The organism is Veillonella sp. S13054-11, assembly GCF_002959795.1.
In the GTDB taxonomy this organism is placed as follows: Bacteria; Bacillota; Negativicutes; order Veillonellales; family Veillonellaceae; genus Veillonella; species Veillonella parvula_E.
Genome location: NZ_PPCY01000004.1, coordinates 154420 through 177740, shown reverse-complemented (window position 1 = coordinate 177740; position 23321 = coordinate 154420). Strand labels below are relative to the sequence as shown.

The 23321-nt window shown below is 38.7% G+C and carries 23 protein-coding genes and 1 riboswitch; of the genes, 6 read left to right on the top strand and 17 right to left on the bottom strand.

Features of this window, described 5'->3' with window-relative positions; all coding sequences use genetic code 11:
- Nucleotides 1–172 precede the first annotated feature (172 nt).
- The 3 genes from VPHSUH08_RS04705 to VPHSUH08_RS04695 form a co-directional block, all read right to left on the bottom strand.
- Nucleotides 173–1789, bottom strand: coding sequence for a PAS domain-containing protein (locus VPHSUH08_RS04705; protein WP_105086887.1), 1617 nt, complete (start codon nt 1787–1789; stop codon nt 173–175).
- Between the two features lie 229 nt (nt 1790–2018).
- Nucleotides 2019–2366 carry an energy transducer TonB gene (locus tag VPHSUH08_RS04700; RefSeq protein ID WP_105086886.1) on the bottom strand — a complete coding sequence of 116 codons (348 nt, stop codon included), beginning with the start codon at nt 2364–2366 and terminating at the stop codon, nt 2019–2021.
- A gap of 10 nt (nt 2367–2376) precedes the next feature.
- The gene (locus tag VPHSUH08_RS04695) at nt 2377–2754 is read right to left on the bottom strand and encodes an energy transducer TonB (protein ID WP_012863799.1); all 378 of its coding nucleotides are present in this window, start codon (nt 2752–2754) and stop codon (nt 2377–2379) included.
- 459 nt (nt 2755–3213) lie between these two features.
- Between VPHSUH08_RS04695 and VPHSUH08_RS04690 the strand changes: the two genes are divergently transcribed.
- The 4 genes from VPHSUH08_RS04690 to VPHSUH08_RS04675 all read left to right on the top strand — a co-directional run bounded on the left by VPHSUH08_RS04690 (nt 3214) and on the right by VPHSUH08_RS04675 (nt 7091).
- Nucleotides 3214–4155 (top strand): metal ABC transporter solute-binding protein, Zn/Mn family, encoded by a 942-nt coding sequence (locus VPHSUH08_RS04690; RefSeq protein ID WP_105086885.1) that lies wholly within the window; start codon nt 3214–3216, stop codon nt 4153–4155.
- A gap of 145 nt (nt 4156–4300) precedes the next feature.
- The gene (locus tag VPHSUH08_RS04685) at nt 4301–5032 is read left to right on the top strand and encodes a metal ABC transporter ATP-binding protein (protein WP_004697906.1); all 732 of its coding nucleotides are present in this window, start codon (nt 4301–4303) and stop codon (nt 5030–5032) included.
- A complete protein-coding gene (locus VPHSUH08_RS04680; RefSeq protein ID WP_105086884.1) occupies nt 5029–5994 on the top strand; it encodes a metal ABC transporter permease in 966 nt (321 codons plus the stop codon). The genes VPHSUH08_RS04685 and VPHSUH08_RS04680 overlap by 4 nt, the downstream gene beginning before the upstream one ends.
- Nucleotides 5991–7091, top strand: coding sequence for a metal ABC transporter permease (locus tag VPHSUH08_RS04675; RefSeq protein ID WP_105086883.1), 1101 nt, complete (start codon nt 5991–5993; stop codon nt 7089–7091). The genes VPHSUH08_RS04680 and VPHSUH08_RS04675 overlap by 4 nt, the downstream gene beginning before the upstream one ends.
- A 188-nt stretch (nt 7092–7279) precedes the next feature.
- Here VPHSUH08_RS04675 and VPHSUH08_RS04670 read toward each other — a convergent pair whose 3' ends face one another.
- From VPHSUH08_RS04670 to VPHSUH08_RS04625, 10 genes are all read right to left on the bottom strand, one after another.
- A complete protein-coding gene (locus tag VPHSUH08_RS04670; protein WP_105086882.1) occupies nt 7280–8059 on the bottom strand; it encodes an ABC transporter ATP-binding protein in 780 nt (259 codons plus the stop codon).
- Nucleotides 8056–9105 carry an iron ABC transporter permease gene (locus VPHSUH08_RS04665; protein WP_105086881.1) on the bottom strand — a complete coding sequence of 350 codons (1050 nt, stop codon included), beginning with the start codon at nt 9103–9105 and terminating at the stop codon, nt 8056–8058. Before VPHSUH08_RS04665 ends, VPHSUH08_RS04670 begins: the two co-directional genes overlap by 4 nt.
- Nucleotides 9106–9121: 16 nt before the next feature.
- On the bottom strand, nt 9122–10294 hold the full coding sequence (locus VPHSUH08_RS04660; protein ID WP_105086880.1) for an ABC transporter substrate-binding protein: 1173 nt from the start codon (nt 10292–10294) through the stop codon (nt 9122–9124).
- A gap of 102 nt (nt 10295–10396) precedes the next feature.
- Entirely contained in the window at nt 10397–11569 is a 1173-nt protein-coding gene (locus VPHSUH08_RS04655) for an ABC transporter substrate-binding protein (RefSeq protein WP_105086879.1), read from the bottom strand.
- 201 nt (nt 11570–11770) lie between these two features.
- Nucleotides 11771–11960, bottom strand: a riboswitch (cobalamin riboswitch).
- Nucleotides 11961–12016: 56 nt separating this feature from the next.
- Complete coding sequence (locus VPHSUH08_RS04650) at nt 12017–12499, bottom strand: GNAT family N-acetyltransferase (RefSeq protein WP_105086878.1); 483 nt, start codon at nt 12497–12499, stop codon at nt 12017–12019.
- A 29-nt stretch (nt 12500–12528) separates the two neighbouring features.
- Nucleotides 12529–12948, bottom strand: a complete 420-nt coding sequence (locus tag VPHSUH08_RS04645; protein ID WP_105086877.1) for a GNAT family N-acetyltransferase — start codon at nt 12946–12948, stop codon at nt 12529–12531.
- 106 nt (nt 12949–13054) lie between these two features.
- Entirely contained in the window at nt 13055–13519 is a 465-nt protein-coding gene (locus tag VPHSUH08_RS04640; protein ID WP_199176057.1) for a GNAT family N-acetyltransferase, read from the bottom strand.
- Between the two features lie 20 nt (nt 13520–13539).
- Complete coding sequence (locus VPHSUH08_RS04635; RefSeq protein ID WP_233189881.1) at nt 13540–13737, bottom strand: hypothetical protein; 198 nt, start codon at nt 13735–13737, stop codon at nt 13540–13542.
- A 107-nt stretch (nt 13738–13844) separates the two neighbouring features.
- The gene (locus tag VPHSUH08_RS04630) at nt 13845–14168 is read right to left on the bottom strand and encodes a hypothetical protein (RefSeq protein WP_105086875.1); all 324 of its coding nucleotides are present in this window, start codon (nt 14166–14168) and stop codon (nt 13845–13847) included.
- Between the two features lie 242 nt (nt 14169–14410).
- A complete protein-coding gene (locus VPHSUH08_RS04625; protein ID WP_105086874.1) occupies nt 14411–16111 on the bottom strand; it encodes a hypothetical protein in 1701 nt (566 codons plus the stop codon).
- A 338-nt stretch (nt 16112–16449) separates the two neighbouring features.
- Between VPHSUH08_RS04625 and VPHSUH08_RS04620 the strand changes: the two genes are divergently transcribed.
- Nucleotides 16450–17634, top strand: a complete 1185-nt coding sequence (locus tag VPHSUH08_RS04620; protein WP_105086873.1) for a HEPN/Toprim-associated domain-containing protein — start codon at nt 16450–16452, stop codon at nt 17632–17634.
- A gap of 181 nt (nt 17635–17815) precedes the next feature.
- On the opposite strand, the gene guaA is transcribed toward VPHSUH08_RS04620, so the two are convergent.
- The 4 genes from guaA to VPHSUH08_RS04600 all read right to left on the bottom strand — a co-directional run bounded on the left by guaA (nt 17816) and on the right by VPHSUH08_RS04600 (nt 22346).
- Nucleotides 17816–19351 (bottom strand): glutamine-hydrolyzing GMP synthase, encoded by a 1536-nt coding sequence (gene guaA / locus VPHSUH08_RS04615; protein ID WP_105086872.1) that lies wholly within the window; start codon nt 19349–19351, stop codon nt 17816–17818.
- A 255-nt stretch (nt 19352–19606) separates the two neighbouring features.
- Nucleotides 19607–19804, bottom strand: coding sequence for a 4Fe-4S binding protein (locus VPHSUH08_RS04610; protein WP_105086871.1), 198 nt, complete (start codon nt 19802–19804; stop codon nt 19607–19609).
- A 149-nt stretch (nt 19805–19953) separates the two neighbouring features.
- Nucleotides 19954–21135 (bottom strand): HAD hydrolase family protein, encoded by a 1182-nt coding sequence (locus tag VPHSUH08_RS04605; protein WP_105086870.1) that lies wholly within the window; start codon nt 21133–21135, stop codon nt 19954–19956.
- A gap of 29 nt (nt 21136–21164) precedes the next feature.
- Nucleotides 21165–22346, bottom strand: a complete 1182-nt coding sequence (locus VPHSUH08_RS04600) for an amidohydrolase (protein WP_105086869.1) — start codon at nt 22344–22346, stop codon at nt 21165–21167.
- A gap of 173 nt (nt 22347–22519) precedes the next feature.
- On the opposite strand from VPHSUH08_RS04600, the gene VPHSUH08_RS04595 reads away from it, so the two are divergent.
- Nucleotides 22520–23302 (top strand): basic amino acid ABC transporter substrate-binding protein, encoded by a 783-nt coding sequence (locus VPHSUH08_RS04595; RefSeq protein WP_101928688.1) that lies wholly within the window; start codon nt 22520–22522, stop codon nt 23300–23302.
- The last annotated feature ends 19 nt before the right edge of the window (nt 23303–23321 follow it).

Sequence of the window (23321 nt, the reverse complement as noted above, 5' to 3'; positions counted from 1 at the left end):
TTTGAATTAGTGCAACACATTCGTAATGCAATAAAATAATGTCTAACTTTTATAAAACTATTAGTATTCAATAGAATACGTTAAAACATGACATAGTTGCAAAGCAATCAATCAAATAACAAAACGGGGCGAGCTCTTAAGAACTCGCCTCTTTAGCATTTAAAGAATACAATTATTTCTTATCTTTATTGATAAATGCATCGATTTTACTAATTAGATCATCTACCTCAAAATCGCCGCGCTCTGCCATCATCTTGATTGTTGCCACCTTAGCCATTACTTTTACCATAGGTGTTTTTAATTTCTCAAATTTAGGATTTAAAGAAATCAAATGATCTACAATTTCTGGGCATTGTTTAATTAGATTAGATAATGTCGTTTTCGCATCGATATGGAATCGACCATCCGCATCAGTTGTTAACGGCTCTTCTTCTACCTCTTCTGCAGCCTCTTGAGCCAAGGATTTTTCCTTACCACCATCGCCTACAAAATCGGTTTTATCCCAGGTCAACAATGTACGAGAACCTTCGAGTTCACGGATATGTGTACAATCTTGCATCATTTCCAATACGCCGCGGAATTTACCATTTTCATCGCGTACTGCTGTGTAGATAACATAGATGAACAAGCCTGGTTTATTGATCCAGAATTCCACTTGACTTTGTTCTCCAGAACGGAACTTCTCTACGATTTCTTCTACTATATGAACAGATTTTGCTGGGTGACAATTCTTCACCTCACGGCCGATAACGTTCGCACTGCGAGGGAAAATACGATGTGCCGTATCGCTGTAGAACTTAACTAGTTCATTTTCATCTACATAGGATAAATCTACTGGTAAATGACGGAACAACAAATTAATCTGCTCTAATGTCAATTTACCTGTGGCTACATCGAGGACTGCGTCCTTACCAACGGGCGCACCACCAACAGGGCCTACATATTTAGATAGCAAGCCGGCTAAATCATTTAAGAACTCGTTAGATACAGCACCACTTTGAGCTGAATTATTATCATTCAATTGCGCCGCAGAATCATTGATACCTGGCACTACATATAAGCCTGGCGCATTGATGATAGCATAACCAATTTCATGGTCATTTTTACTCATCCGCACAAACTCTTCGTCACTCAACAATTTATAAGAGGTAGGCAATAAGACTTCTAACTCTTTAGAATTCAAATCACGCAATTTCGCCAATGTTTCTGGCACAGACGCTAGGAATTCTTCGTATTTATCTTCCCGAAGCAATGCATAGGATGCAGAGATAGCATCGCGCACAGCATCATCAAAGGTCCACATAATGCGCGTTGGGCGGTCAAAGCCGTGGTCCTCAAGCATTGGATACAGTTGATTTTGCTTACGAGACAGATGTGTTCTCCACTCTGCTAAGGAATCAAAAACGCCAAGCCACGGATTTTTGATAAAATTCTCTTGCTTTAATAATTCATCCGCTTCTAGGGCTACCTTCTCAACAGCGTTGATTTCTTCCAAGTATGCCCACAACGGATGGTTTTCAGGGTATTCATTTTCGGCACGTACTAAAACGCCGTCAAATAAATCTAAGAGATCATCCATTTTCTCTAGGATTTCTTCATCCTTGTAAACACCTTTCAAGCTTTGCTCTGCGTAGGCAAACTCATCAGGTGTACAAGTACCTAGTTTCTCTTTTAAAATGCGATTGCCCTCTTCTAAGGACAATTTACCATCTAAATAATCTTCTTTAATGGACACAATAATTCTGTAACGTTCATTGTTAATATCTAGCTTTTGTTTTAATGGATTCATATGCTTGTACCTCCACGGGCTAATCTATAATTATATTTTTATTATACCATTTTGAAAGTAATTTTCAGTTGCTATAGATACAATTTTGATTAATTTTTAAGATTTACGAATCCAATGTTATGAAAATGAATAACCTTACTTTATTTTTTAGAATATTTTGGCATACAAAAACTGCACTTCAAAAATTGTGTCCAATTTTTGAAGTGCAGTTCTGTATGAATGCCTTTGATTAGTTTTTAAAATCAATATATTCAGTTTTAGAAGATGCTACAGGCTTACCATTGGAATCTGTAGCAGGACTAAATCTCCATTTAGAAATAGTATCAACAATGGCTGCATCAAGAGCACTAGAGCCACTAGATGAAACAACTTCAACATCCCCTACAGAACCATCTTCCCTGATGGTAAAACGTATATCTGCACCATGAGCCGCTTCACCATAGGCAGCGAGTAATGCTCGGTCAATAGGTGGTGTAGCTATAGCTACTGGTGGATCATATGGAGCTGCCAACACAGAAGCTACCATACTCATTACAAACAATGAGCTTAATATAATACAACGCAACACTTTATTCATCGTTTTCTCCTTATTTAGCTTTCACAGCTTGCTTAGGCAGAGTAATTGTCATCCCAATAATGGATTCGTGTGCCTTTTGATCTGTGCCAATAGCAGGTGTGAATTTCCACTGTAAAATTGCTTTTTTTACTGCTTCGTCAACTGGAGCATAGCCAGAAGAGCGCTCTACGAAAACATTTTTAACATTACCTTTTTTATCAATCAAAAAGCGTACGCGCATATCAGGCGCTACCGTAGCGGTTTGAGGAATCTCAGGCAACTCAGGTTTTACAATAGTAACCTCCCTTGGAGATTCTAAAAACTTCGCCGCATCAGCTGTATAATCACTTAACATGCCAAAAGATGCAACGAGTACAGCTGCAGCAGCGTATCGGAATAATTTATTCATAATAAGCCTCCTTATTAACCTCTACCTATGCATAATATCATACTAAATAAAGATGAATATTAAAAGAATAAATTCTTATTGATAAAATTTCTCATTTATGATATACTGAATTCAAGATAACTGTTCGGACTCACATATCTAGTTGATATGACAAAAAACTACACAAAGGAGGTTCATCATGAGACGTAGAAAGCGTATTCAAATGAAGGTCATGATGGTACTTGGTATCGTTGCCCTCGTTGGGCCTAACCATCTACAAGCACTTATTCCCTAAATTATTTTGACCTTAGCAGAAGACTGTATAACTGCCACTAGCCGCTACGTTAGTAGCGGCTATTTTTCCGTTTAAATTCAGAGAAATATTCTTCTTCAAATTAATTCATTATTAAAACAAAACATTTCCCTCAAACAAGATTGTTAACGTTTTTAAATTTAGTATCTATAAAAAGGAGGCTTATTATGAAATTCAATCGAATCGTATTAGTCGTCGTATCATTAGCACTTATATTATTTGCCCTTGCAGGCTGCGGAAAAGACACTGTCCAAGATAGTCAGAAAAAACTTAATGTCGTAGCTACAACGACGATGTTAACGGATTTAGTAAAAGAAATCGGCGGTGACCATGTAACCGTTCAAGGTCTCATGGGCCCAGGTGTAGACCCTCACCTATATCAAGCGAGTGCAGGCGATGTAACAGCTATGTCTAAGGCGGATGTTGTAGTATACAACGGCATTCACTTGGAAGGTAAAATGGGCTCCATTTTCGATAATCTAACAAAGCAAAATAAAGCGACCATCCGCGTATCTGATGCCATTGATCCATCTACATTGCTCGACTTTGACGAAGAAGATGGTGTAAAAACAAAAGACCCTCATATTTGGTTTGACGTTGCTAACTGGAAGCTGGCAGCAAAAGCAGTATACGAAGGTCTTGCTAAAGCCGATCCGGCTCATAAAGAAGATTACAAAAAACGCTATGACGCATATCTTACTAAGTTAGATGAAACTGATGCGTACGTTAAAGCTCAAGCAGAATCTATTCCGAAAGAATCTCGCGTACTTGTAACAGCTCATGATGCATTCCAATACTTCGCTCGCGCATACGGCTTTGAAGTAAAAGGTTTGCAAGGTGTAAGCACTGCTACAGAAGCAGGCACACAAGATGTGAATGAACTGGTTCAATATATCGTAGACCACAAAATTAAAGCGATTTTCGTAGAGTCTTCTGTACCACATAAAACAATTGAAGCCGTTCAAGAAGCAGCTAAGGCTAAAGGCTGGAATGTTGCCATCGGTGGCGAATTATATTCCGACTCTCTCGGCTCCGAAGGCACTGAAGGCGGTACATATATCGGCATGGTAAAAGCCAATATTGATACAATTACCAAAGCACTTAAATAATCAATTGCTAGATTTTCTTAATTAAATAAGACAAATTAAATTTACGTATACTAACTTAAATAGACTCAAATTTACTTTGTTATTGTAAGTACATGTGCTACTAGCAATATTAGCTAGTGGCACGCATTAATACAAGGAGGTTTCCATGGAATGGGCCGTTGAAGTTGAAGATATGACCGTAGCATATACGACAAAACCCGTATTATGGGACGTAGATATGAAGGTACCCATCGGTTCCTTAGCGGCCATTGTCGGCCCTAATGGGGCCGGTAAGTCCACATTATTAAAGGCCATGCTTGGTCTACTAACAGTTATCTCAGGAAGTGTAAAATTTTATATCGATCACCACTTAGCGATGGACAAAAACGATTACAAAAAAATCGCCTACGTCCCTCAAAGTGGCAGCGTAGACTGGGACTTCCCTACCACAGTACTAGATGTAGTACTCATGGGCCGTTATGGTCATCTAGGTTGGTTTAAGCGTCCTAGCAAAAAGGATAAGGAACTCGCCCTCTCCATGATTGAAAAAATGGGCATGAGCGACTATGTGGACAGACAAATTCGCCAGCTTTCAGGGGGACAACAACAACGCGTCTTCCTCGCAAGAGCTCTCGTCCAAGAGGCAGATATTTACCTCATGGACGAACCCTTCAAGGGCGTCGATAAAACCACAGAGCATGCTATTATTTCGCTTTTACAAGAAATGAAAGCTCGAGGCAAAACGGTTATCGTCGTCCACCACGATTTAAATACGGTGCCCCAATATTTCGATTGGGTAACGATGGTAAACAAACAAACTGTCGCCTATGGCCCCGTAGCAGATACATTTACGGACGAAGCTATTGAGCGCACCTACGGCAAGGGGAGGATTGTATGACCATACTCCAATCCTATACGACGCAGATGGTACTGCTTGGCACGGCTCTATTAGGCCTCGCTAGTGGTATCGCTGGAACCTTTGCGGTACTTCGCAAGGAAAGCCTCATCGGTGACGGCCTATCACATGCGGCATTACCCGGTGTGGTCATAGCCTTCTTGCTGACGGGCATCAAGGACATCGAAGTTCTCATCGCAGGTGCTGCTCTATCCTCTATCACTGCGGCTTGGCTCATTACCATCACCGTAGAAAACAGTAAAATCAAATTCGATGGTGCTCTAGCTACTATACTATCTGCTTTCTTTGGGCTCGGTATGGTTCTACTCACCTACCTTCAAAGTCTAAACAATGCAGGTCAGGCGGGACTTTCAAAATTTATATTTGGACAGGCCGCCACCATATTAGCCCGCGACGTGTACATTACATCGGTGGCAGCGCTCATCATAATCGTTTTAACAGCCTTATTTTGGAAAGAGCTAAAGCTCATTTCCTTTGACGTAGAATATGCTAAAACATTGCAAATTCCCGTCACATTTACACTCATTTTATATCGTTCACTATTGATCATGACCATCATTATCGGCATTCAATCGGTAGGGGCTATCTTGATTAGCTCCCTCCTCATTGCACCCGCCGTTGGGGCAAGACAGTGGACGAATAAACTGGGCACCATGTGTATATTAGCAGGATTTTTCGGCATGATATCCGCCATCGGCGGTACTATCTGGAGTACATCAGTTCCAAAATTACCGACAGGCCCAGCTATCATCGTCATTTTATCGATTCTCGTATTATTGAGCCTCATCTTTGCTCCTAACAGAGGTATGCTCTGGCAGTTCCGCAAAAATAGACAGTCAAAGCACGCATTATTGTTAGAAACCACAAGGGCTCCCAAATCCAAGGCACAGCAAAGTATTTACATAGCAGAGGACGCACAACCTCGCATAGGAGGTGCCCCATGACAGTTCATACAGAGATATTGCTCATTGCCATTGCGGTATCCATCGCATGTGCCATCCCTGGGGTTTTCCTCGTATTGCGCCGCATGTCCATGATGGCCGATGCCATTACGCACACCGTATTTCTCGGCATCGTGCTAGCCTTCTTTATGACGGAAGATTTAAACTCTCCATTTCTACTCGTCGGGGCTACCTTAGTTGGTGTAGGCACCGTATGGCTTACAGAAATGATACACAATACGGGGCTTGTCAACGAAGATGCGTCTATCGGCATCATCTTCCCGCTTCTATTCTCTGTAGCCATCATTCTGGTCAGCCTATACAGCGGTAACGCTCATCTCGATGTAGATACCGCATTACTTGGCGAGATAGCCTTTGCCCCCTTTGATCGATGGATTGTGAACGGCATCGACTTGGGGCCTGTATCGCTATGGATTTCTCTAGGCGTGGCGCTCATCAATTTAATTTTAGTCATGCTATTCTACAAGGAATTGCAATTATCTACTTTTGATCCGCTACTAGCAGGGCTCTTCGGCTTTATGCCTGCCCTCATCCACTACGTGCTGATGACCATGGTATCCCTCACCGTTGTAGCCTCATTCCAAGCGGTAGGTGCCATTCTCGTCATCGGCCTCATGATTGGGCCTGCGGTCATCGCTTATTTATGGACGGACTCTGTGAAAGCCATGCTTACTAGCAGTATCATCATCGGTATTATCTGTGCTGTCGTCGGTACGGAAGTATCTTTCACCATGGACGTATCCATCGCGGGTTCTATTGCAACCACCATCGGTATCGCACTGATTATCGCTGTTATTGCAACACCAAAGACAGGCTATATCGCCACATACCGCCGTCAACGTCATTTGCGTCGTCACTATCGAGAAACGATGATGCTGTGCCACATTTATACGCATATGGATACACCTATTGCGCACGTTGAAAACGGCATCGGTACCATTCACGAGCATTTGAACTGGAGACCTGACTATACGCATCAAGCTGCTTCACAGCTAAAGAAACAAGGTCTATTATATGTGACAAATGGACACTACGTGCTTACTGATAAGGGTATAGCACAAGTTAAAGAGATTATTTAAATACAATACCACTACTTTTCCCAACAAAAAGAAGCTGAAATCAATGCTGCTCTGCAAAGATTTCAGCTTCTTTTATTATTAACTAATTATTTTACAGCCTATTAATATAACTGGATTCACGTCAATGATTATCTATAATAAATAGTTCCAACACTATAATAAGCTCAACACAATCACAAAGAATCCTATTAATTAATAATAGCTTCTAATGGAATTACATGAGGTAGCCCATTATCATCGATATATATTTTTGTTTTAACACGGTATACATCTTCCATCATGGCTTCTGTAAAGATGTCTTTCGGCGCGCCTTGAGCGTATACTGTACCCTCTTTGAGCACGATGATTTCATCTGCGAACATAGCTGCCAAATCAAGATGATGCAATGTTACGAGTGTTGTAAAATCATTTTCTTGAGTCAGATTTTTTAGCAATGTTAACAAGTCAAATTGCTTGTGCAAATCTAAAGCACTGGTAGGTTCGTCAAGAATTAAGATTTTAGGTTCTTTTACAAGGGCTTGAGCCATGAACACTAGCTGGCGTTGACCACCGCTGAGCTCCATAATGTTGCGAGATGCAAACCGCTGCAAGTTCAACCGTTCCAACACCTCTTGTGTTGCTTGAATATCCTCATCCTTAACGCGGAAGGACATGGATCCCATACGCCCTAACATGACCACTTCAAAAACAGTCAAATTAACTCTACAGTCATTATCTTGTGACAAATAGCTGACTGTACTGCTGAAATCCTTGTTGGAATATTCAGATACAGACTTTCCGTTGACGGAAATTTCACCCTTGCCTTTCAAGATGCCCATGATTGTTTTTAAAAGTGTAGATTTACCAGCACCATTGGTACCGATGAGAGCCGTTAGTTTACCAGTCTGAGCGGCAAAATCAACGCCCTTTAGTATTTGTCCGTCTTCCGTGGAGGAGTAGCCAAAGGTTAGATTATGAACTTCAATCATTTGAAATAGCTCCTTTTCCTAGTTAATACCAACGAGAAGAAGAACGGTACCCCGATGATTGCCGTCACAATACCGATTGGGAACATCGCCCCAGGAACTAGCATCTTACTAACGATTGATGCTAGTGACAAAATCGCCATGCCACACACTGCAGATAGTGGTAAGAAATAACGTTGATCCTCACCAACGAGCATACGTGCAATATGTGGACCTACAATACCAATAAAACCAATGGTTCCCACGAAGGAAACGGCAACGGCAGTAATGATAGAAATGAAAGCGAATACTTTTACCCGTAAACTTTCAACATTAACACCTAAACCAGAAGCCTTTTCATCGCCTAATTTTAGCGCCGTCAAGCGCCAAGATTCACGCATCATAAGAGGAAGCATGATAGCTAGTACGATGAGCACGATAGAAATATTTATCCAGTTAGCCTTCGCTAAACTACCCATCGTCCAGAATACGATGTTTTGAAGTGCCTCAGGAGATGCCATGTATTGCATCAAAGATTGAAGCGCTTGAAACAGGAACATCATACCAATACCGGCGAGAATCATCGTTTCAGAGGAGAAATTCTTAATCTTATTGATAGAATAGATAAAGAAACTCGTCAAACTAGCAAATACAAAGGCACCGAAAGGAACCATAAAGACACCTAAAAACTCTAGTGCACTAGCCCCCACAACTACCATGAGGGATGCCCCAAATCCGGCACCTGCAGATATGCCAAGAGTATACGGGCTGGATAGTGGGTTATCTAGAATGGTCTGCATGCCAGCGCCAGCAATGCCCAAAGAAGCACCCACGAGCAATGCCATAATGGCCGTCGGTAAGCGAATCGACCAAATGATGACATAAGCGTTTTTGGAAACCTCTGCTGGGTCTGTCAAGGCGAGCCACACATCACTCAAGGTGAGTGATGCAGGACCCACAATAATATCGGTAACAAAACTTACCGTACAAATGATCAGACCGATGATAATAAACAACAGCTTTTTATAACTTTGCTTCTTATAATCGTACTGATTGTTAACTTCAGTCACTATACAAAACCCCTTTTTAGTTCATATGCATAAACCAAACGCCACCGTAAGAGAATGGAAGGAATTTTTCATAGAATTCCTTAAGTGTGCCTTCTGGATCTACGTCCTTGAATTCCTCAGGATAGAATGTTTTAGCTAAGTATTCAAATACTGCAACGTCATATACTTCACGAGGTAAACCATGGTGAGTAGAGAATACGTTTTTAGATTGAACAGCTTTCAATTCAGGCCATCCTTGACGTTCTGTGGTGAAAGCTTTCAACAACTCTTGAGATTTAGCTTCGTTTGTATCAAAACCTAAACGCATAGAAGTCGGTTTCTTAGGCCAGTAAGAACCAATAATCATGATAATATCTGGGTTTCTATCCAAAATAAACTCTGGGTTAACTGGACCGGCCTTTTGAACCACATCTTTTGTAATAAGGTCGCCACCAACTTGAGTTGCTAATGCGCCCCATGCTACGTTTGCGCTATACGCAAAACCTAAACCTTCTGGACCTTCATTGCCTGTTTCAATATAAACAGTTGGTTTTGGTTTATTGATTTTACCAATGCGATCCATAACTCTATTTAAGCGATCAGTGTAGAACTTACTGATTTCTGCAGCACGTTCTTCTTTACCCAAAGCTTTACCGATAGCTTCGATAGATTTTTGGTGATTCTCAAGCTTTTCAGCATGGTAGTCGATATAGATAGTAGGAATACCAGCTGCATCGATTTTAGGCTTGTAGTCGGCTTCATATTGCTCTTTAAAGAACAATGGCATGAAGATGACATCTGGATTCAAAGAGATGACCTTTTCAACGTCAAATGTTTTGTCATTTACATTACCGATGAGAGGAATTTTTTCCAATTCTGGAACGTCCGCTTTGTAGTGATCCCACATATCTGTACGCAATTTGCTCAAATATGGGTCCATACCAACAATGGTCTTAGCTACATCTTTGCCTTGCAATGCAGCCATAGTCAAGAACGCACCACCGGAAGCACTCAATTGTACTACTACGCGTTCAGCCGGTTTTTTCAATGTCACCTTTTGACCAGTTACATCTGTAATCTCAATTTGTTTACCAGATTGAGCAGCATCCTTTTTCGTATCTGCTGGACCACCGCAAGCAGTCATAATCATACTCACAACTAGCAGGAGCACGGTGGCAAGATAGGCCATAAATTTCTTTTTCTTAACCATAAAAGCACCTCATATCTAAAACACAATAATTTCAAATGATAACATCAGAAAATAACTTTCAAAACCTCGGTCAATCAACCCCTATCGACACAACACAAAATCCTAGTTCATATGCATAAACCAGATACCACTATAAGAGTATGGCAAGAATTTGTCATAGAACTCTTTAAGTGTAGCTTCTGGATCAACATCCTTAAACTCTTCAGGATAGAATGTTTTTGCTAAATATTCGAATACGGCCGCATCAAATACTTCGCGTGGAAGACCATGATGCGCGGAATAAACTTGTTTATTTTCAACAGCTTTTAAATCACTCCAACCTTGACGCTCTGTTGTGAAAGCTTTCAACAACTCTTGAGATGAAGCTTCGGTTGCTTCAAAACCTAAACGCATAGAGGTTGGTTTCTTAGGCCAGTAAGAACCCATGATCATGATGATATCTGGATTTTTTTCAAGTATAAACTCTGGATTAATAGGAGACGTTTTCTTAATAACATCCTTGGTGATGACATCAGCACCAGCCATGGTAGCTAATGCCCCCCAAGAGTAATTACTACTAAAAGAATTACCAAATTCTTCCGGGCCATTCATACCAACTTCAAGGTAAACTGTTGGTTTTGGCTTATTAATTTTACTAACACGGTCGAGAACTCTTGTCACGCGATCCGTATAGAACTTGCTAATTTCTGCAGCGCGTTCTTCTCTACCCAAAGCCTTACCGATGGCTTCGATGGATTTTTGATGACTTTCAAGTTTTTCAGCATGGTAGTCAATGTAAATCGTTTGTACACCTGCTGCATCTAATTTTGGCTTAGCATCGGACTCATATTGTTCTTTCAAATCAACAGGAATGAAAATAACATCTGGGTTCAAGGAAATAACTTGCTCCACATTAAATGTTTTATCACCGATAGTCCCCACTACAGGAATCTTAGCTAACTCAGGCATTTCAGTAGTAAAGTGCTTCCACATATCCGCTCTATATTCCTGTAAAGATGTATCCATGCCAGCAATAACCTTCGGTGTATCCTTGCCCATAAGTGCAGAAATCGTAAAGAATGGACCACCAGCGCCACTCCATTGTAAAACAACTCTCTCCGCTGGTTTTTTGAGCGTTACCGTACGCCCTGTTACGTCTGTGATTTCGATAGGCTTGTTACTTTGCGCCGTATCTTTCTTTGTCTCACTAGGACCTCCACATGCAGCGATAAGCATACTCACAATTAGGAGAAAAACCGTGACTAAATACGCCATAAACTTCTTTTGTTTAAACATAAGTATCCCTCTTCTCTCAACTAAAACTATCACTATAAGTGCACATAAAAAGCCCGTTTCCCCACGAAGAGGAAACGGGCTATCATCTCAGTTAGACTAACTACCACGCCTAATAAGCTAGCATATAGTATGAGCTTTCAACTATGCATAGCTAGTATAAATTCATCTATATCAATCCCCATCCCTGTCTCTCGCAGGTCAATCGGCAATTGTTAATTAGGCAGTTCTCCTGGCTCCAGTTTAACGTTACTTTGCGCCTTCCCAAAAACTTCAGTGACCGAGAGCATTTTATCCTCTATGCAAAGTACCTCGCTGTTACAGTGGCGTGACCGCTTTGGCTTGTACCAAATTCTCTATTAAGTCAATAGACACCTAACCCAATCATATGTGATTTTTCTCATCGTAGCATGAGGGGCATACCATGTCAATAAACACATAGGGGTACTGCTATAGTCTAATCCGCATTTGATACCATTTAGCATCGCCATGATCAGACTCTGATTCACCTTCATTTACAAAGCCAAACTTGGCATAATAAGGAATCTTTTCCGCCTTACAAGTTAAAATAACGCCCTTTCTCGTTTCTTCTCTTGCTAGCTCTATGAAAGCCTCAATCAGTCTGCCTCCTACGCCACGGTTCCGATACTCAGGCATTGTATTCAAACCAAATATCATCTGCCAAGCACCACTTGGGTTATGTAAGGAAGCATCTGCGAACATCTCATCAGTTAAGATTTCATCATCAGACACAAAACCATCGATGAAACCAATGGGAGTGCCTCCATCAAAGGCAATCAAGAAATAATCTGCGTAATACTTTAACCGTTCCTTAAAAGCCTCACGAGGCGCCGCCTCTGCCGGAGGGAAACAAGTTGCTTCGACATGTGTCACTAAATCTAAATCATCGATTATCGCTTTTCGTATTAACATATTATATCCTTCTTTATGTACTTATATATTTATTTCTCCGTATACTTAGGCACATTGCGATACTGCATCGGTAAGGAATTCTCTTTTACTTTAAAACCATATTTCTCGTAAAAGTTCACATTCTTGCTGTCGCCAATCATAACATTAATATACAAATACGACTTGTAAGCGTCTTTCACCATTTCTAACAAATGACCGGCAATACCTTGACCTTGATAATCAGGATGAACCAACACATAATTTATAAAGCACACAAGTTCGCTATCATCTATGACTCGGATAAGTCCTACTAAACGATTACCGTCCCAAGCAGAAATCACGCGCGATGAATTCATCAAAGCCTTATGTAATCGGTCAGGATACTTGCCCACCACCCAGCGAACTGACAGAAACAACTCTGCTACTTGTTGGGGTGTAAAATTCTTTTCTTCGGTATACGTAATCGCCATAAAAGCTCCTCCAACAAATCCCGAGATATACACTATCAAATAGATATATCTATCATTTAAATAGACTATAAAGCTAAATAATCACTATTGAACTAAATAGTCTCTATTAAACGAGCTCCCTACTCATATAGATAACATCATCCATAGGGTTATGATAGTACGGCTCACATTCAGTAAAACCGTATTTTTTGTATAAATGAATAGCTGCCTCCAATGGTTCTATTGTATCCAATACCATTTCTGTGTATCCAGAAGCCTTAGCGTGGTCCATGATACTTTCAATAAGACGATCACCTAAAGCATATCCACGTCCCTCAGGACGTACATAGAGGCGTTTCATTTCACAGCGCGTATTACTATGCTGATAATAGGCCACCATACCTAGCACTATCTCATTTTCATCAATGGCTACCAATAATTCACCATTAGGCGCCGTATATTTCTCAGCAATATCCGCCAATTCTTTATCTAAATTTTGAAAGGTTAAATCACGGCCAAGCCATTCTGTATATTCTATAATTAACGCTTTTACCTGATCTAAATAAGGTTTTCCATCAACAATCTTAATCATTTAAACTCCAATAATAGTGATTACTTTAACTTTCGCATCTCATGAATAAACGCCTCTGCCTCTTGTAGGTTCTTAGGGAACTCAAAATAAATGCAGCTTTCATGACCACAATAAGGATTTCGGAAATCATAACCGCTCAACAACAAATACTCGATAATCTTCCATTCTTTATCATTAGATTTTTTAGGAGCCTTGAACTTCTCGTTCACAAAGTACATTTTACCTTTACAGGTGGGGCAAGTTTTATTCCTGTTAAATAACTCGTAATTTGTGCCCTCTGACAAAGAAATCCGGCAGTTTATACATACATTTTTATAACCCATGACTATTTACTCCCATATGGTTTATGTTGAAAGATAGCTTTTACAATCCCTTCACCAACAATATTGCCACCTTCCATGATAAGGGACTCTGCACCTGCTTGTATAGCAGAATAATCTACGGTTTCATATACTGGTAAAGCATTCGCTTGAATCGGTTTATCAAAGATGAGATCTTCACCATCAATAAAGTTGATGCCAAGATACTCCTCAGTACCTTTTATAACAATATGAGGATAGTACATTCCATAATTTAAATTCGGTGGACTCGTTCTCTTTTTACTGAAGAACGTAACTGTACAGCTAATAGTAAAATCTAAATTGCTCATATTAGGCCTCATTCAATTATATCTAACTAACCTTAGTCTGTAACTCACCTAATTACAGACTACAGTAAGTATAGAAAATTCACTTCGCCTATAATCGCTTTAATATTTGTTTGTAAAATTTGATTTTCATATATTATTTTTTTATGAGAATTACATTACAAATACTATTATTACTTTCTAGTATTTGACACTTTTATCTATCTTATTTTCAAATTCTAAAAAGAATAAAACTCAATACATATCTATTCTCTATCATAATATGCTTTACATTGATCACATATTTTAATATCGGTATCTTCATAATCAATAAAGTATTGACCACATCTTTCACATACAGAAATTTTATAATGTGCTCCACAATTTAGGCATATACCTACTTCTGCTACACCTTCATCAATACATATATATTCCTCTTCACATTCGTCACAATAAACTCCATCAGCAATAGGTAAAGTTCCTCCATCTTTCACTCGCTCATAACTTATTGAATCCACATATTCTTTAAGACTCTCCAGTTCTACATTTATAAAATCTACTACTTTATCTAAATAATTATCTAAATCAGCTTTAAGAATCCCATCATTAGCAATAGGCATATAATAGCCTTGTTCATCATTATACTCTACAGCACCATTAATATAAGTAATATCAACACTAAATTCATTATGACTACTAAAATTTGGAGTACCTGTTATTGTTAAGATACTCTCAGAGCCTTCCTCATCATTAATTTTCATAGAGTAAAAAAAGTCTAATTGTTGATTAGTAACTTTTGATCTTGCTGAAAATAATTTACCTTCCAAATTATTGTAATCAAAATCCAATGTATTAATACTGATATCTTCTCTAAATCTTAATGCATCTGTTATATCAATAGATGTTTCTAAAAGAACATCCTTAAACAAAGCAATTATTCTACTATTGTCTCTAATCTCTATACCTGAATCATTTTGTTTTGTCTCTATTAGTAAATCTTTATATTTCAGTAATGCTCCTTGTATTGGTTCAAATGATTTTTCATTCCTATAAAGTTCTATCAATGCATTATCAAAATATTTATCAATTTTTTCTATAGATCTACGAATAACATTATATGCAGCTCTATCTAATATTTTATTATGCGCAATGTGGTTTCTATTTAACCCAAACTGCCTAAAACTTTCTGAAAACTCACTATCAAAATAAAGCTTAAAATAGTTTTCCCAAAAGTCATCTTTTACAATCAACTGTTTTTTTATTTTCTCAACAATTAAGTATTCTTTACCCTCGGTTCTCCCCACTAACAAAGCTTCAATATCTGTATCGTAAACTGGACTCCACGACATTATTTTCATTGTTAGCATTTTATACAAATCACCAACATCAATTGAAAACAAATGATCATCGACATTATTAAACCCGGTCACGGCTTTCTTGTACATGCTATATCTAGCATTATACTTATCTTTAATAGTCTGATCGGATAAATAATCCCACCAATTTGTTCCAAAGGTCTTAACCATAAACTCGTTAATAAATCTACGAATTTTATTTTCTACAATATAAAGATAACTATATAATTCTTTTGACAACAGGTAAGCATCTTCATCATATAACCATATTATTTTTTCCCAATCTTTAATAATTATCCTCTTTATGCATAACTTCAAATCCTCTAAATAAGTTCTATTAATATCAATTTCATAACTATCGGATCTAATATCAATCAATATCTGTTTTACATTATTGAATATATTAATTTCAAAAGCTACATCAACAATAAAGTCCTCCTTACATATATGACCACAAATAGCGTAAAGGCAACATGTGTGAATATTAACATCTAAAGTATAGGAATCTATATATCCTTGTTCGTAAAGCCCTGTCAATATTGATTGTATATATTTATAATAATCTGATTTACCACCTTTATCTCCAACGGCTACAAATTTCACCAGCTCCATATTTCCCCCTTTTTATTAATAGTATTCATTAAGCATAGTCAGCATACCCAGCAGTTTCAAGATTTTCCTCTAATTCTATTTTTTAGCTCTCAGGCCTCATGTTATAATTTTTGATATAAATTCTACAATCAACCTCCTTGAGATGAACCTTAAATAATTTTTATTTCCTTAAAGCCATTATTAGATTGACATTAGTGTTTAAATCGTACTACTTTAATACTAGTACTTAGATTTTACTAAAATATAACAACTATTAAGATATAACACCAAAATTATTGCTAATAGAGCTGATCCTAAAAGAATTTAATAGCATATCCTAGCGTATGAGGTAAATAACAATGGAATCTATGATTAGATTAGGAATTGATAGAATGGAAATTGATTGGAGAAAAAATAATATTGATGATAGTCATTCATTTTTATTTCAACAAGATGATTTTAAAACAGTTCCATATTACTACCCTTACAATGAAGTAAAATATAAAAAAGGTTTTCTAAAAAATATGAATTCAATAAAAAGAAGGTTGAATTTATTAGGCTATACCTTAAAGAAAATTGAAAATATGTTTGATGAAGAAATAGAATATTTTAATCAATTATATAATATTTCTCTCTCCATTAATTTTACTGATTATTGCGATGTACTAAAAAGTATCAATATAAAAGAAATTGATATGACAGTTGCTGAATACGAAAGAGATTATGATCTAGGTGAATATGTAAGAAAATGCGTTATAAATGAAATTCCAGAATTAAAAAATTTATTTAATAACGATATCTACATGATTGGCGAGTTTTTAGAAAATCTTTCACCATATATTACATTAAGAATTTTATCTGAAAATAAGAATAATCTAGATTTAGATTTAATTTGGAGAACTGAAGATATTGTGGAAACTGGATGTCTTTTAGAAAAAGATATAACACCTAGATTAACACCTAAAGAAAAAATTCTAATTGTAACAGAGGGAAGTACCGATACAAATATTATTCAAAAATGTATCGATTTACTATACAATGATATTTCTGATTTTTTCGATTATATAGATATGGAAAAGAATTATCCTTTTACCGGCACCGGTAATTTAAAAAATTTTATTAAAGGATTATCTAAAATAAATATTCAAAATAATATATTAGTTATTTTAGATAACGATACAGCTGGTTACTCTGTATACAACGATATTAAACAGATAACCTTACCACAAAATTTAAAAGTCATCACTCTTCCTAACCATATAGAGTTTAACAACTTCAAGTGCAAAGGCCCTCAAGGAGAATCCTTCGAAAACATCAATGGAAAAGCAGTTTCTATAGAGTGCTTCTTAGATTATACCTCAGTTAAAGAAGATATTTATGTTAGATGGACAGGATTTGATAAAACACTAATACAATATCAAGGAAACATTGAACCAAAAGATTTATTAATCAAATCATTCCATAAAAACTTCTATAAAAAATATGATTTTGCTAAAATAAAATATCTTATTGATTATATTTTAAAAATGTGGATGACTCTATAATATTAGATTTATAAATAAAACTCAAAACAGACCGTAGCAGCCAAGCTACGGTCTGTTTATATTCATCAATAACGCTATTTGAGCTATTATTAGATTTTTTTTAACAGTTCAACAGAACTTACTTAACCACACAGCCTTATAAGCTACGTCTTGCAAATAAAATACCTGTTAAAAATACTTATTATTCCCACTCAATTGTAGCAGGTGGTTTAGATGTAATATCATACACGATACGGTTAATGTGTTGTACTTCGTTTACGATGCGACGGGAGATTGTGTCCAATACGTCGTAAGGGATGCGCGCCCAGTCAGCAGTCATGAAGTCTGTTGTTGTTACGCCACGCAATGCCAATGTGTAGTCGTATGTACGGAAGTCACCCATAACGCCTACGGTACGTGTAGATGTTAATACTGCAAAGTATTGATTGATGCTGCGATCAAGGCCAGCTTTTGCAATTTCATCACGGAAGATATAGTCCGCATCACGCAAGATGTCGAGTTTATCTTTAGTGATTTCACCCATTACGCGAATAGCAAGACCAGGGCCTGGGAATGGTTGACGCCATACGAGGTAATCAGCCAAACCTAATTCAGAACCAAGTTCACGCACTTCATCCTTAAAAAGGTTGCGCAATGGTTCGATAAGGCCTTTGAAGTCTACAACTGCAGGCAAGCCGCCTACGTTGTGGTGAGATTTAATAACTTCCGCTTCGCCAGTACCGGACTCGATAACGTCAGGGTAGATTGTACCTTGCGCTAAGAAATCAACGGAGCCGATTTTACGGCCTTCGTCTTCGAATACGCGGATGAATTCTTCACCGATAGCTTTGCGTTTAGCTTCTGGATCTTCAAGGCCAGCCAATTTATCTAAGAAACGTTTTTCAGCATCGACACGGATGAAATGCATCCCGGAATCTTTGAAAGCTGCTTCAACTTCGTCACCTTCGTTTTTACGCATTAAACCATGGTCAACGAAGATACAAGTCAATTGATCACCTACAGCTTTAGAAATAAGAGCTGCTGCAACAGAGCTATCTACACCGCCGGACAATGCCAACAATACTTTACCGTCGCCTACAGTGTTACGGATGTCTTCAATCGCAGTTTTTGCATAGTTTGCCATTGTCCATGTGCCTGTGAAGCCACATACTTCGTACAAGAAGTTGTGAAGCATTTCTTTACCATGTTCAGTGTGCAATACTTCTGCATGGTATTGCATAGCATATAGTTTACGTTCTTTATTTTGCATGGATGCAACAGGGCAATCCTTAGTATGTGCTACGATTTCAAAGCCTTCAGGAACTTTTGCTACATAGTCAACATGGGACATCCAAACAACTTGGTCTTCTTCCAAGCCTTTGAACAATGGAGATGTAGTGTCCACTTTAGTAGGTGTTTTACCAAATTCACGGTTATCCGCTGATTTAACTTCGCCACCCAATGTATGCGCCATAAATTGCATACCATAGCACATGCCAAGAATAGGAATACCAAGTTCAAAAATCTCTTTGTCAATTTTTGGAGAGTTTTCTTCATACACGCTGTTAGGACCGCCTGTGAAGATGATACCTTGCGGTTTTAATTCCTTAATTTTATCCAGCGCTTTGTTGTATGGATATACTTCGCAGTATACGTGATTTTCACGAACACGGCGCGCGATCAATTGGTTATATTGACCACCAAAGTCAACAACAATTACAAATTCCTTGTTTTCCATGCCTTCCTCCATATGCATCTATTTGTGAAAGTATATTCACTATTTTTTGCCCATACGTTTCTGTACTGGGGCGCGTTTTTCCAAGCCAAACGCTAATTTTCATTACATTTTATTATACCATAGGAAGTATAACGACTCCATATATTCCGTATTTAGATTATAAATAAATCTTTAATGTTCGGATTTCTAACTATCACTCTTTAGGAACCTTCCCTATGTAAGTCAATTTGCTAACCATGCTAAAATATATAGCTATCACTTTTTAGGGGTCTCTCGCTTATACATTTTTACAGCCCCCACAGGACAGATGGAATAGCAGTCACCACAACTGATACAACCTTTCCCAATGATAAATCGAGTCTTACCTTCGGTGATGCATTGAACAGGACAATCCTCAGCGCAAGCACCGCATTTAACGCAAGTATCGTCAATATTAAACTTTAGATTTCCCATTATACATCACCTCCTATGCATTCTTTATCTGTGCCAAGCTTAATATTATCTACTTTTAAATAGTAGAATTCATATTTTAAATATATAAGATCACAAACATCACGCTAGCTCAAGAATATATTCAAAATATTTCAATACAAGAACAGCTATTATAATTGTTTTTTCTTATTTAATTCACCATTATACGCAATAGCAGAATAGATTGCCTTTGCCACGCCTTGGTGGTTATTGTCTGTCGTTTCGTATCGTGCCACTTCTTTAATGTTCGGCTTGCTATTGCCCATGGCCACGCCAGCGCCCGCAAAGCGTAACATAGATAGGTCATTTTCGCTATCCCCTAGTGTCATTACCTCGTCAGGGCTTAAGCCCCAATGTTTTGCCAAGGCTTCTACGGCTGTACCCTTTGTAGTGTGGGGCAAGACAAATTCTAAATTACCTTCACTAGAGAGCAGCACATCATAAAAGCGTTCTCGACCTGTACCGTCGTGAGATAGCCCTTGGTATTCATCGCGTAAGTCTTGCAAGATACGTTGACGCATCGGTTCATCACCGTAGAAGATTTGAATTTTCTCAGGCCCTTCGTCTAAGGATTCCATATGGGCTAGTAGATCACATACCATTGTCCGCGTAGCCAAGATAAATGGGCGAATATTAGGTCTAAAGAAGAAATTAGATTGCTCTATTTCACATTCAGACATCTTTACCTTTGCGGCTTCATTACCTTCTGCCAATGCATAGTGATCGTACGTTGCTCCAGGCAGACGAGTGTCCCCTATACCAGAAATCTGATTTTTAGTATTAGGCAGATGATTATCTAGTATGCCATATACAGTCTTTTTATCTTCCTCATTGCGTTCGCTAGCACATACACCTAAGCGCTCGCTAGCGCATACTCCTAAGCGTTCAGGTGTAATACATCTAGATGGAGGATACATGCCAAAGATTTGGTCTTTCACATAGGCCTCTACATAGACACCATAGGTTAATAGTTTGCGCAATAAATGTAATGCTTGTTCTTTATCAAAACTTACGTGGAATAGACTGCGGTTTTCATCCTTATCCATCACGTAAGCGCCATTGGTGCACATGAAATAGCGCAAGCACGGCAGTTTTTCAATGACATCATTCATCTCATTCCAAGCGCGGCCAGAAGCAATGGCTACGAGAATGCCACTTTCACGAGCGGCACGAATCGCATCAATGGCATCCTCAGGAATCGCCTTTGCATCATTTACCAAGGTACCATCTACATCTGATGCGATGAATCGAATGGGCTTCTCCCCAGTGAGGCCTATATAATTTTTTATTTCTAATGTTTCAGTCGTGGCCATACATCCTCCTTCTATTCCTTCTATTACTTTTATTTAGTATTATTAAATTCGGCTACAATCTCTTCTAAGATTTTTGGTTTTTCTACCAATCGCAATACTGTGCCACCAATGATGTTTGCACCGTCGATGATGGTCTGTTCAATGGTAGGCTCTAACATGGCAGCAGCAAATTCTTTAGAATGGCACACCTTTGGCTCGCCGACCAAACGTAACTTAGGGTGGAATGCTGCACATTGATAGCTTACATTGCCAATATCTGAACTACCTCCAAGGGCTGCTGGGCCGGGCTCAAAATCAAGGCCCATGTCGGTCATTACCTCTTCGATAAGCGCTGTGCCACGATTGTTTTGGTTCATATCATCATAGGGATTTCCATAAAACTCAACATCCACAGTTGTACCTGTACAAAGGGCCGCCCCTTCAAAGATTTTTTTGATTTGCTCGGATAAACCATTCAAGTACTCCCGTTCTGTGTGACGCACGGTGACCTCTAATTCACCGAAGGCAGGTATCACATTGGATGCAGTACCTCCCGCAATGATCCATGTGCCAATACGCGTTTCAGGGCGCACTTGTTGGCGCATCATATCCATAGCATGGATAGCGAGTTGCACACCATTCACCGCATTGATGCCATTCCAAGGCTCGCCAGCTGCATGAGCTGGCTTACCATGGTACTTAGCACGGAAGCAGTCGAGTGCCAAGAATTGTGAGTTAGGACGCGTTTCCTCGCCGTCAAGGTGGACCATGATGGCAAAATCGTATTCTTTGAACACCCCTGCATTGCACATATCCACCTTGCACCCCATCGCTTCTTCGTCTGGTGTACCGATAATATCGATGTCCATGTTGAAAGCTACGCCCTCTTGTTGCATTTTACGTAGTGTTAGTGCAGCTAACACACTCATAGAGCCGCTAGCGGAGTGACCGCACGCATGGCCCACCTCTGGTAATGCATCATATTCACAGAGGATCGCCAAACGACCTTTTGGATTGTCTACTTTCACGGCAGACGCCTTGAAGGCTGTTGGCAAATTACAGAATTCATAGGTTACATCCATGCCATATTTCTCAAGAACAGCGCCTATGGTTTTAACGGACTCAAACTCCTGACTGGAAATCTCAGGATTCTTGGCTAATGTGTAATTAATGGCAAACGCATCAGGTGCGAAGCTTTTACAAAGATCAGCAAAAGTAGTTGTAAGGGACATATTGCCTCCATGTATATAACCACATTATTGTAAAGGATTATGATACTCTACAATAAAGAATAAAAAACTCGTTTACTCTTAATTATACAATGTTATTGCCTATTGGTGTAAAATTCCGTACAATATAAACAGAAATGTATAAACCATGTATATGGATGTTTGAGGAGGATACTATGTTTAAGTTCAAAAAATTGACAGCCATCGCCCTCGTAGCGGTAGCAGCAATGGGTTTATTGGCTGGTTGTGGCAACGACAAACCTAAAATGACACAACAAGAAGGTGTATTGCGTGTAGGTTCTGAAACTACATTCCCACCATTCGAATTCACTGAAGGCGACAAATACGTTGGTTTCGACGTTGATTTGTCCGAAGCAATTGCTAAAAAACTCGGTTTAAAAATGGAATTCAAATCCATGGGCTTCGATGCTTTGATTCCAGCAGTTCAATCTGGCGATATCGACATGATCGCAGCAGGCATCAATGCTACACCTGAACGTGAAAAAGCATTGGACTTCTCCGATGTGTACTTTGATCAAGGCGGTTTCATCACAGTTGTTCGTAAAGACAACACAACAATCCACAACATGGATGAATTAGCAGGTAAAACTGTAGGCGCTCAAATCGGTACAATCCCGGTTGAAATGGCTCAAAAAATTCCTGGTACAACAGTAAAACAAATCGATTCTAATGCTAATATCTTCATGGAATTGAAAGCTGGTACAATCGACGGTGCTATCATCGATAACGCTGTAGCTATGTACTACCTCAAACAAGGTGCTGATCAAGACCTTAAACTTGTAGGCGAACCTACTAAAGCTGAAGGTACAGTTCTTGGCGTGAAAAAAGGCAACAAAGCTTTACAAGAAGCTGTTAACAAAGCTCTTAAAGAACTTAAAGAAGACGGCACTTACCAAAAAATCTACGACAAATGGTTCGGCGATTACAACAAAAAATAATATGTATTCCTAAGAACTA

Coding starts and splice junctions, on each gene's coding strand:
- VPHSUH08_RS04630 (WP_105086875.1), bottom strand. CDS start 14,168: ATGAGCAATTTAGATTTTACTATTAGCTGTACAGTTACGTTCTTCAGT.
- VPHSUH08_RS04635 (WP_233189881.1), bottom strand. CDS start 13,737: ATGTACTTTGTGAACGAGAAGTTCAAGGCTCCTAAAAAATCTAATGAT.
- VPHSUH08_RS04685 (WP_004697906.1), top strand. CDS start 4,301: ATGGAATGGGCCGTTGAAGTTGAAGATATGACCGTAGCATATACGACA.
- VPHSUH08_RS04645 (WP_105086877.1), bottom strand. CDS start 12,948: ATGGCGATTACGTATACCGAAGAAAAGAATTTTACACCCCAACAAGTA.
- VPHSUH08_RS04620 (WP_105086873.1), top strand. CDS start 16,450: ATGGAATCTATGATTAGATTAGGAATTGATAGAATGGAAATTGATTGG.
- VPHSUH08_RS04700 (WP_105086886.1), bottom strand. CDS start 2,366: ATGAATAAAGTGTTGCGTTGTATTATATTAAGCTCATTGTTTGTAATG.
- VPHSUH08_RS04625 (WP_105086874.1), bottom strand. CDS start 16,111: ATGGAGCTGGTGAAATTTGTAGCCGTTGGAGATAAAGGTGGTAAATCA.
- VPHSUH08_RS04670 (WP_105086882.1), bottom strand. CDS start 8,059: ATGATTGAAGTTCATAATCTAACCTTTGGCTACTCCTCCACGGAAGAC.
- VPHSUH08_RS04705 (WP_105086887.1), bottom strand. CDS start 1,789: ATGAATCCATTAAAACAAAAGCTAGATATTAACAATGAACGTTACAGA.
- VPHSUH08_RS04695 (WP_012863799.1), bottom strand. CDS start 2,754: ATGAATAAATTATTCCGATACGCTGCTGCAGCTGTACTCGTTGCATCT.
- VPHSUH08_RS04680 (WP_105086884.1), top strand. CDS start 5,029: ATGACCATACTCCAATCCTATACGACGCAGATGGTACTGCTTGGCACG.
- VPHSUH08_RS04650 (WP_105086878.1), bottom strand. CDS start 12,499: ATGTTAATACGAAAAGCGATAATCGATGATTTAGATTTAGTGACACAT.
- VPHSUH08_RS04605 (WP_105086870.1), bottom strand. CDS start 21,135: ATGGCCACGACTGAAACATTAGAAATAAAAAATTATATAGGCCTCACT.
- VPHSUH08_RS04600 (WP_105086869.1), bottom strand. CDS start 22,346: ATGTCCCTTACAACTACTTTTGCTGATCTTTGTAAAAGCTTCGCACCT.
- VPHSUH08_RS04675 (WP_105086883.1), top strand. CDS start 5,991: ATGACAGTTCATACAGAGATATTGCTCATTGCCATTGCGGTATCCATC.
- VPHSUH08_RS04640 (WP_199176057.1), bottom strand. CDS start 13,519: ATGATTAAGATTGTTGATGGAAAACCTTATTTAGATCAGGTAAAAGCG.
- VPHSUH08_RS04660 (WP_105086880.1), bottom strand. CDS start 10,294: ATGGTTAAGAAAAAGAAATTTATGGCCTATCTTGCCACCGTGCTCCTG.
- guaA (WP_105086872.1), bottom strand. CDS start 19,351: ATGGAAAACAAGGAATTTGTAATTGTTGTTGACTTTGGTGGTCAATAT.
- VPHSUH08_RS04690 (WP_105086885.1), top strand. CDS start 3,214: ATGAAATTCAATCGAATCGTATTAGTCGTCGTATCATTAGCACTTATA.
- VPHSUH08_RS04595 (WP_101928688.1), top strand. CDS start 22,520: ATGTTTAAGTTCAAAAAATTGACAGCCATCGCCCTCGTAGCGGTAGCA.
- VPHSUH08_RS04655 (WP_105086879.1), bottom strand. CDS start 11,569: ATGTTTAAACAAAAGAAGTTTATGGCGTATTTAGTCACGGTTTTTCTC.
- VPHSUH08_RS04610 (WP_105086871.1), bottom strand. CDS start 19,804: ATGGGAAATCTAAAGTTTAATATTGACGATACTTGCGTTAAATGCGGT.